At 71.1% G+C, this 9,319-nt stretch carries 4 protein-coding genes; all 4 read left to right on the top strand.

The window, feature by feature from the left end:
* The first annotated feature begins 302 nt into the window (after positions 1–302).
* The 4 genes from MKK68_RS22625 (at position 303) to MKK68_RS22610 (ending at position 9,268) form a co-directional block, all read left to right on the top strand.
* Positions 303–3,449 (top strand): MdtB/MuxB family multidrug efflux RND transporter permease subunit, encoded by a 3,147-nt coding sequence (locus tag MKK68_RS22625; RefSeq protein WP_244032999.1) that lies wholly within the window; start codon positions 303–305, stop codon positions 3,447–3,449.
* Between the two features lie 253 nt (positions 3,450–3,702).
* Positions 3,703–7,014 carry an efflux RND transporter permease subunit gene (locus MKK68_RS22620; protein ID WP_244032998.1) on the top strand — a complete coding sequence of 1,104 codons (3,312 nt, stop codon included), beginning with the start codon at positions 3,703–3,705 and terminating at the stop codon, positions 7,012–7,014.
* Positions 7,015–7,028: 14 nt separating this feature from the next.
* Complete coding sequence (locus MKK68_RS22615) at positions 7,029–8,747, top strand: efflux transporter outer membrane subunit (protein ID WP_244032997.1); 1,719 nt, start codon at positions 7,029–7,031, stop codon at positions 8,745–8,747.
* A 134-nt stretch (positions 8,748–8,881) separates the two neighbouring features.
* The gene (locus MKK68_RS22610; RefSeq protein ID WP_243946336.1) at positions 8,882–9,268 is read left to right on the top strand and encodes a RidA family protein; all 387 of its coding nucleotides are present in this window, start codon (positions 8,882–8,884) and stop codon (positions 9,266–9,268) included.
* Positions 9,269–9,319: the final 51 nt, after the last annotated feature.

Genomic DNA, 9,319 nt, shown 5'->3' with positions numbered 1-9,319 from the left:
GGGCGTGCGGCGGGCGGCATCGTGAGCGGGTTTCGGCTTTGGGATGAAACGCCCATCCCCTCTCCCCGCACGCGGGGAGAGGCCCTGCCGCACCCCGTCGTGCGGCCGGGAAGCGCAGCCGAAGCGGCGGTGAGGGGGCGGATCCGGACGAGCCTCTTCCGGCGAAGCCCCCTCACCGTCGGCTGCCGCCTCGCTGCGACGACGACGAGGTCGTCGCAGCCCTCTCCCCGCGTGCGGGGCGAGGGGATGCGCACGGATCGCCGCGGTGATCGCCTCCGCCTGTCCGCGAGCGGGCCCCCGGCATGAACCCGTCCCGCCTCTTCATCCTGCGCCCGGTCGCGACCACGCTCCTGATGCTGGCGATCCTGATCGTCGGCGGGGTGTCGTACCTGAACCTGCCGGTCTCGGCGCTGCCCTCGGTCGACTACCCGACGATCCAGGTGCAGACGTTCTATCCCGGCGCCAGCCCGGAGGTGATGACCTCGGCCGTGACCGCGCCGCTGGAGCGGCAGTTCGGGCAGCTCGCCAACCTCAACCAGATGACCTCGCAATCCTCGGCCGGCGCCTCGGTCGTGACCTTGCAGTTCAACCTCGACCTGCCGCTCGACATCGCCGAGCAGCAGGTCCAGGCGGCGATCAACGCCGCCGGCAACCTGCTGCCGTCCGACCTGCCGGCGCCGCCGATCTACGCCAAGGTCAACCCGGCCGACGCGCCCGTGATCACGCTCGCGCTCACCTCCAAGACCCTGCCGCTGACGCAGGTGCGGGATCTCGCCGAGACGCGGCTCGCCCAGAAGATCTCCCAGGTGGCCGGCGTCGGCCTCGTCAGCATCTCCGGCGGCCAGCGGCCGGCGGTGCGGGTGCGGTTCAACGCCCGGGCGCTCGCCGCCTACGGGCTGAACATCGACGACCTGCGCACCACGATCACCAACCTCAACGTCAACACGCCGAAGGGCACCATCGACGGCCCGAAGCAGAGCTACGCGATCAACGCCAACGACCAGATCCAGGACCCGAAGGCCTACGACGACGCGATCATCGCCTACAAGAACGGCGCCCCGGTGAAGATGTCGGACGTGGCCGACGTGGTGCAGGGGCCGGAGAACACCAAGCTCGGCGCCTGGGCCGACGAGACGCCGGCGATCATCCTCAACATCCAGCGCCAGCCCGGCGCCAACGTCATCGCCACCGTCGACAAGATCAAGGCGCTGCTGCCGCAGCTCCAGGGCACGCTGCCGGGCGCGATCCAGGTGAGCCTGCTCACCGACCGCACGGTGACGATCCGCGCCTCGGTCGAGGACGTGCAGTTCGAGCTCGGGCTCGCCATCGCGCTCGTCGTGCTGGTGATCTTCCTGTTCCTGCGCAGCGTCTCCGCCACGCTGATCCCGAGCCTGTCGGTGCCGCTCTCGCTGATCGGCGCGCTCTCGGTGATGGACCTCTACGGCTTCTCCCTCGACAACCTGTCGCTGATGGCGCTGACCATCGCCACCGGCTTCGTCGTCGACGACGCGATCGTGGTGATCGAGAACATCGCCCGCCACGTCGAGGACGGCGATTCCCCGCTCGAGGCTGCGCTCAAGGGCAGCCGCGAGATCGGCTTCACCATCATCTCGCTCACCGTCTCGCTGATCGCGGTGCTGATCCCGCTGCTGTTCATGGGCGACGTGGTCGGGCGCCTGTTCCACGAGTTCGCGATCACGCTGGCGGCCACGATCATCATCTCGGCGGTGGTCTCGCTGACGCTGGTGCCGATGCTGTGCGCGCGCCTGCTCAAGCACGTGCCCCAATCTCCCGCGTCCCTTGCCGAGACCCGCCGCCGCGAGGGCGTGCTCGGGCGGATGGGCCGGCGCGCCACCGAGGGCACCATCGCGGCCTACGGCCGGGCGCTGCGGGTGGTGCTCGACCACCAGGGCCTGACGCTGCTGGTCACGCTCGCCACCATCGCGCTCACCGCGACCCTGTTCGTGACGATCCCGAAGGGGTTCTTCCCGGTGCAGGACACCGGCGTGATCCAGGGGATCACGCAGGGCGACCAGACCCTGTCCTACGCCGCGATGGCCGAGCGCCAGCAGCGCATCGCCGCGATCATCCTCAAGGACCCGGACGTCGCCAACCTGTCCTCGTTCATCGGCGTCGACGGCCAAAACGTGACGCTGAACTCAGGGAGGTTCCTGATCAACCTGAAGCCCCAGGCCGAGCGGGCCGAGCGGGCCGGCGCCATCATCCGCCGCATCCAGGCGGCCACCGCCGACGTCGCGGGCCTGCGCCTCTACATGCAGCCGGTGCAGGACCTGACGATCGACACCGCGGTGTCGGCGACGCAGTACCAGGTGATCCTGGAGACGCCGAACCTCGAGGATTTCGAGACCTGGGTGCCGCGCTTCACCGACGCGCTGTCGCGGTCGCCGGTGGTGGCCGACGTCGCCAGCGACCACCAGGGCCAGGGCCTGGCCGCCTACGTCACGATCGACCGGCCGACGGCCGGGCGCTACGGCATCACGCCGGCGACGATCGACAACGCGCTCTACGACGCGTTCGGCCAGCGCATCATCTCGACGATCTTCACCCAGTCGAACCAGTACCGGGTGATCCTCGAGGCCGACCCCGACCTGCACAGGACCATCGCCAGCCTCGAAGCGATCTACCTGCCCTCCTCCACCGCATCGAGCGGGCAGGTGCCGCTCTCGGCGGTGGCGCGGATCGACGAGCGCCGGGCGCCGCTGCTGATCTCGCATCTCGGCCAGTTCCCGGCCACCACCGTGTCGTTCAACCTCGCGCCGGGCGCCGCGCTCGGCCAGGCGGTGGACGCGGTGGAGGAGGCGCGGAAAAGCATCGACCTGCCGCCGAGCTTCCGCGTGGTGCCGCAGGGGTCGGTCTTCGCCTTCCAGTCGGCGCTCTCGAACGAGCTGTTCCTGGTGCTGGCGGCGATCGTCACCGTCTACATCGTGCTGGGCGTCCTCTACGAGAGCTTCATCCACCCGATCACCATCCTGTCGACGCTCCCGTCCGCGGGAATCGGCGCGCTGCTCGGATTGATGCTGTTCGGGCTCTCGCTCGACATCATCGCGATCATCGGCATCGTGCTGCTGATCGGCATCGTGAAGAAGAACGCGATCATGATGATCGACTTCGCGCTCCAGGCCGAGCGCGAGGAGGGGATGTCCCCGCGCGACGCGATCTACGAGGCCTGCCTGCTGCGCTTCCGCCCGATCCTGATGACGACCCTGGCCGCGTTGTTCGCCGCGGTCCCGCTGATCGTCGGCACCGGCGTCGGCTCGGAGCTGCGCCAGCCGCTCGGCATCGTCATCGCCGGCGGCCTCATCGTCTCCCAGGTGCTGACGCTGTTCACGACCCCGGTGATCTACCTGTTCTTCGACCGCCTCGAGCGCCGCATCACCGGCCGCCGCGAACCCGAGCCGGACCTCCCGGCAGGCGAGGCGCTGCCGTGAGGAAGATCGCGACCGCGCCTCGCATCCCCTCGCCCCGCCTGCGGGGAGAGGGCCGCGACGACCTCGTCGTCGTCGCGGCGAGGCGGCAGCCGAGGGTGAGGGGGCTTCGGCGGAGGAGCCTCCGCCGTTCGCGCCCCCTCACCCTCGCTGCGGCTTCGCCTGCGCTTCCCGGCAGCACGACGGGGTGCAGCCGGGCCTCTCCCCGCGTGCGGGGAGAGGGGAACAGCGCCGTGACGCCTATGGGCTTTCGCCCATGAACATCTCCGAGCCCTTCATCCGGCGCCCGGTGGCGACGACGCTGCTGACCGTCGGCGTGCTGCTCGCCGGCCTCTTCGCGTTCCTGAAGCTGCCGGTGGCGCCGCTGCCGCAGGTGGATTTTCCGGTCATCCTGGTCCAGGCGCAGATGCCGGGGGCCAGCCCCGAGACCATGGCGGTGACGGTGGCGGCGCCGCTGGAGCGGCGGCTCGGCAGCATCGCCGACGTCAACGAGATGTCCTCGACGAGCTCCACCGGCACCGTGCGGATCGTGCTGCTGTTCGGCCTTAGCCGCGACATCGACGGGGCCGCGCGCGACGTGCAGGCGGCGATCAACGCCGCGCGGGCCGACCTGCCCACCGCGCTGCGCCAGAACCCGACCTACCGCAAGTTCAACCCGGCCGACTCGCCGATCGTGATCCTCGGCATGACCTCGGACACCCTGACCCTCGGCCAGCTCTACGATGCCGGCGCCACGGTGGTGCAGCAGAAGCTGTCGCAGCTGCCCGGCGTCGGCAACGTCGACATCGGCGGCTCGTCGCTGCCGGCGGTGCGCGTCGAGCTCGATCCGACCGCCCTGTTCCACTACGGCATCGGCCTGGAGGGCATCCGCGCGGGGCTGGCGTCGGCCAACGCCAACTCGCCCAAGGGCGCGATCGAGGCGGGCGACCGGCGCTTCCAGCTCTACGCCAACGACCAGGGCCGCAAGGCGGAGGATTACCGCGACCTCGTCGTCGCCTACCGCAACGGCGCGGCGGTGAAGCTCACCGACGTCGGCGAGGTGATCGACTCGGTCGAGGACCGGCGCAACCTCGGCGTGGTCAACGGCAAGCAGGGCGTGCTGCTGTTCGTCTACAAGCAGCCGGGCTCGAACGTCGTCGACACGATCAACGGGGTGAAGGCGGCGCTGCCGCAGATCGTCTCGGCGCTGCCCGGCGGCATCGACGTGAAGCTCACCGGCGACCGCAGCGCGACGATCCGGGCGTCGCTGGCCGCCACCGAGGAGACGCTGCTGATCGCGGTCGGCCTCGTCATCCTCGTGGTGTTCGCGTTCCTGCGCTCGGGGCGCGCCACGCTGATCCCGGCGGTGGCGGTGCCGATCTCGATCGTCGGCACCTTCTCGGTGATGTACCTGCTCGGCTACTCGCTCAACATCCTGTCGCTGATGGCGCTGATCATCGGCACCGGCTTCGTCGTGGACGACGCCATCGTCGTGCTCGAGAACGTCCAGCGCCACATCGAGATGGGCAAGTCCCGCATCGAGGCGGCCCTGGTCGGCGCCCGCGAGGTCGGCTTCACCGTGATCTCGATGAGCCTGTCGCTGATCGCGGTGTTCCTGCCGATCCTGCTGATGGGCGGCCTGATCGGGCGGATCTTCCAAGAGTTCGCCGTGACCCTGTCGCTGGCGATCCTGATCTCGCTCGTGCTCTCGCTCACCACCACGCCGATGATGTGCGCGCGCTTCCTGCGCCCCGAGGCGCACGGCGCGGGCAGGCGCCCCAACATCCTGATCCGCGGGCTGGAGGGCGCCTTCACCGGCACGCTGAACGCCTACGAGCGCACCCTGCGCGTCGCGCTCGGGCACCCGCGCCTCGTGCTGCTGGTGCTCGCCGCGACGGTCGGGCTCAACGTCTACCTCTACGTCATCGTGCCGAAGGGCTTCTTCCCCGAGCAGGACACCGGCCAGATGATGGGCGGCATCCAGGCCGACCAGCGCATCTCGTTCCAGTCGATGGAGAAGAAGCTCAAGGAAGCCGCCGCGATCGTGCAGGCCGACCCGGCGGTGGACAGCGTCGTCGGCTTCACCGGCGGGCGCGGCACCAACTCGGCCAACGTCTTCGTCGGGCTCAAGCCGGTGGGCGAGCGCGCCTCGATCGGCGAGGTGTCGAACCGGCTGCGGCCCAAGCTCTCGCAGGTGGCCGGCGCCCGGCTCTACGTCTTCCCGCGCCAGGACCTGCAGATGGGCGGGCGCCAGAGCTTCGCCCAGTACCAGTACACCCTGCAGGGCGACACCGCGGCTGAGCTCTACGCGGCGGCGCCGAAGCTGGTGCAGGCGCTGCAGAAGGACCCGACCTTCGCCGACGTCACCTCCGACCAGCAGGAGGGCGGGCTGGAGAGCCGGCTGGTGATCGATCGCGCCACCGCCTTCCGCTACGGCATCACGCCCGACAAGATCGACAACACCCTCTACGACGCCTTCGGCCAGCGCCAGGTCTCGACGATCTACAACCCGCTCAACCAGTACCACGTCGTGATGGAGATCGCGCCGCGCTACCTGGAGAACCCCGAGACCCTCAAGCAGCTCTACGTCTCGACCTCCGGCGGCAAGGCGCGCGGCTCGGCCACCACCAACGCGGTCGCCGGCACGGTGGCGGCGGCGCCCGCCGGCGCCGTCCCCTCGACCACCGCCGCGGCCGACGCCAGCACCAACGCCGCCGCGGTCGCGTCGGATTCGGCCCGGAACGCGGCCGCCAACGCCATCGCCGCCTCGAAGGGCAGCGCCTCCTCGAGCGCGCCGGTCTCGTCCGCGGTCGAGACCATGGTGCCGCTCTCGGCCTTCACCCGGGTCGAGACCGGCAACGCCCCGGTGCAGGTGAGCCACCAGGGCCTGTTCGTGGCGACCACGATCTCGTTCAACCTCAGCCCCGGCAAGAGCCTGTCGGACGCCACCGTCGCGATCGACAAGGCGATGGCGGAGCTGCGCCTGCCGGCCACCATCCACGGCGAGTATGCGGGCGCGGCCAAGAACTACGTCGCCTCGGCCTCGCGCCAGCCGCTGCTGATCCTGGCCGCGATCCTGGCCGTCTACGCCATCCTCGGGATCCTGTACGAGAGCTTCGTGCACCCGGTCACGATCCTCTCGACGCTGCCGTCGGCGGGCATCGGCGCGCTGCTGGCGCTGCTGGTGACCGGCACCGAGTTCACGATCGTCGCGCTGATCGCGGTGTTCCTGCTGATCGGCATCGTCAAGAAGAACGCCATCATGATGATCGACTTCGCCCTCGACGCGGAGCGGACCCGCGGCGCCAGCCCCCGCGACGCGATCTTCGAGGCCTGCCTCTTGCGCTTCCGGCCGATCATGATGACAACGCTGGCGGCGCTGCTCGGCGCGGCGCCGCTGATCTTCGGCGGCGGCGAGGGCTCCGAGCTCCGCCGCCCGCTCGGCATCGCCATCGCCGGCGGCCTGATCGTGAGCCAGATCCTGACCCTGTACACCACCCCCGTCGTCTACCTCTGCCTCGACCGCCTCCGGCACCGGGTGAACGCCCGCCGCCGCGGCGGCGCAGCGGCCCTGCCGGCGGGGGAATGATGCGGTTTCGATCGATGCAGGACGGGGTCGGCGCACCCCCCTCTCCCCGCGCGCGGGGAGAGGGCCGCGACGACCTCGTCGTCGGCGCGGCGAGGCGGCAGCCGACGGTGAGGGGGCGTATCCGGATGCGCCTCGTCCTGCCCGGCCCCCTCACCTTCGCTTCCGCTCGCCGCATGCACGACGCGGTGCCTGCGGCCCTCTCCCCGCGTGCGGGGAGAGGGGATGCGCACCCAGCTTGGCGCCATGTCCTGAGAACGGGCGGTCTCGTCGCCCTCACCACCGCCCTGTCGGCCTGCGTCGTCGGCCCAGACTACGCGCGCCCGTCCGTCGAGACGCCGCTGGCGTTCAAGCAGGGCGGCGCCCGCGAGGATTCGGTCGCCTTCGTCGCGTCGCGGAAGAACTGGCGCCCCGGCCTCCCCAACGACGCGGCCGAGCGCGGCGACTGGTGGCGGGTGTTCAAGGACCCGGCGCTCGACCGGCTGATCCGCCTCGTCGACGTCGACAACCAGAGCCTGCGCCAATCCGTGGCGAACTACCGGCAGGCGCGGGCGATCGTCGAGTCGGCCCAGGCCGCGCTCTACCCGACGGTCATCGGCGCCCCGAGCATCACCCGCTCGCGCACGCTGGGCTCCGAGCGCACCTCCGTGTCGATCCAGGGGCAGGCGAGCTGGGAGCTCGACCTGTTCGGCCGCATCCGCCGGACCATCGAGACCGAGGCGGCCCTGGCCCAGGCCGACGCCGCGACGCTGGCGCTGACGCGCCTGACCATCCAGGCCGAGGTGGCCAACAACTACCTGTCGCTGCGCTACGCCGATTCGCTGGTGCGGGTGCTCAACGCCAACGTCGAGAACTTCAAGCGCACGGTGGCGATCACCGAGAACCAGTACAATGCCGGCGTCGCCGCGCGCTCGGACGTGATCACCGCGCAGACGCAGGTGCAGACCACCCAGGCCTCGGCGATCGCCGCGACCCTCACCCGCGCCCAGTTCGAGAACGCGATCGCCACGCTCGTCGGCCGCCCGCCCTCGGAGCTGTCGCTGCCGGTGGCGCCGCTGGCGCTGGTGCCGCCCGCGGTGCCGGTCGGCATCCCCGCCGCCCTGCTCGAGCGCCGCCCGGACGTGGCCCAGGCCGAGCGCACCGTCCAGGCGCAGAGCGAGCAGATCGGCGTCGCGGTGGCCGCGCTCTATCCGACCGTGACGCTCTCGGCCTCGGGCGGGATCTCGGGGCTCACCAGCAACGGCCTGCTCTCGGCCGCCAACCAGGTCTGGGCGGTGTCGGCGGCCGGCAGCGAGGTGCTGTTCGACGGCGGCGCGCGCTCGGCCGCGATCACCGCCGCGCGGGCGGCCTACGACGCGGCGGTGGCGAACTATCGCCAGACCGTGCTCGCCGCCTTCGCCGACGTGGAGAACGGCCTCGTCGGCGTGCGCATCCTCGCCCGCCAGCAGGTGGCGCAGGACGAGGCCGTGACGCTGGCCCGCCGCGCCGTCGAGATCACCCTGAACGAGTACCGCGCCGGCACCCAGAACTTCACCACCGTCGTCACCGCCCAGGCGCTGCAGCTCAACAACGAGGTCGCGGCGCTGCAGGTGCGGCTCGCCCGCTTCACCACCGCCGTCGGCCTGATCCGGGCGCTCGGCGGCGGCTGGGACGCGCGCGCGCTGCCGAGCGACACCGAGCTGAAGGGCCCGCGCCTGCCGATCGACCTGTCGCCGGCGGTGCACCCGGACGAGTAGCCGGCCGGCACTGAAAGCCGGGCGCGGAACGACGGTCCCGCCGCGCCGCGCCCGTTCGGACGGCCCCGCGGCTGCGATGACCGAACCGTCGCGAGGCCAACGCGATTCTGACGGCAGCAAGGAAGGGCGCTTCGATGAGCAGGCAAGCGGTGACGGCGCCCGGCGCCGCGGCGGTCGGCCCCTACGCCCACGGCGTGCGGGCCGACGGGACGGTGTACCTGTCCGGCCAGACGCCCCTCGACGGCGCGACCGGGCGCCTGGTCGCGGGCGGGATCGAGGCGCAGGTGCGCCGATGCTTCGTCAACCTCGGCGCCGTGCTGGCGGCGGCCGGCCTCGGCTTCGAGGATGTGGTGAAGTGCACCGTCTTCCTGACCGACATGGCCGATTTCGCCGCGATGAACCGGGTCTACGCCGAGCATTTCACGGAGCCCTATCCGGCCCGCACCACCATCGGCGTCGCGGCGCTGCCGCTGGCGGCGCGGGTCGAGATCGAGATGGTGGCGCACGCGCCGCGAGCCTGAGATTTTACGCGCCGCGAGCCTGAGAACGCGCCGCGAGCCTGAGAATTTTAC

The sequence above is a fragment of the Methylobacterium sp. E-016 genome, assembly GCF_022829745.1.
Classification (GTDB): Bacteria; Pseudomonadota; Alphaproteobacteria; order Rhizobiales; family Beijerinckiaceae; genus Methylobacterium.
This window is presented reverse-complemented; position numbering and strand designations above follow the sequence as displayed.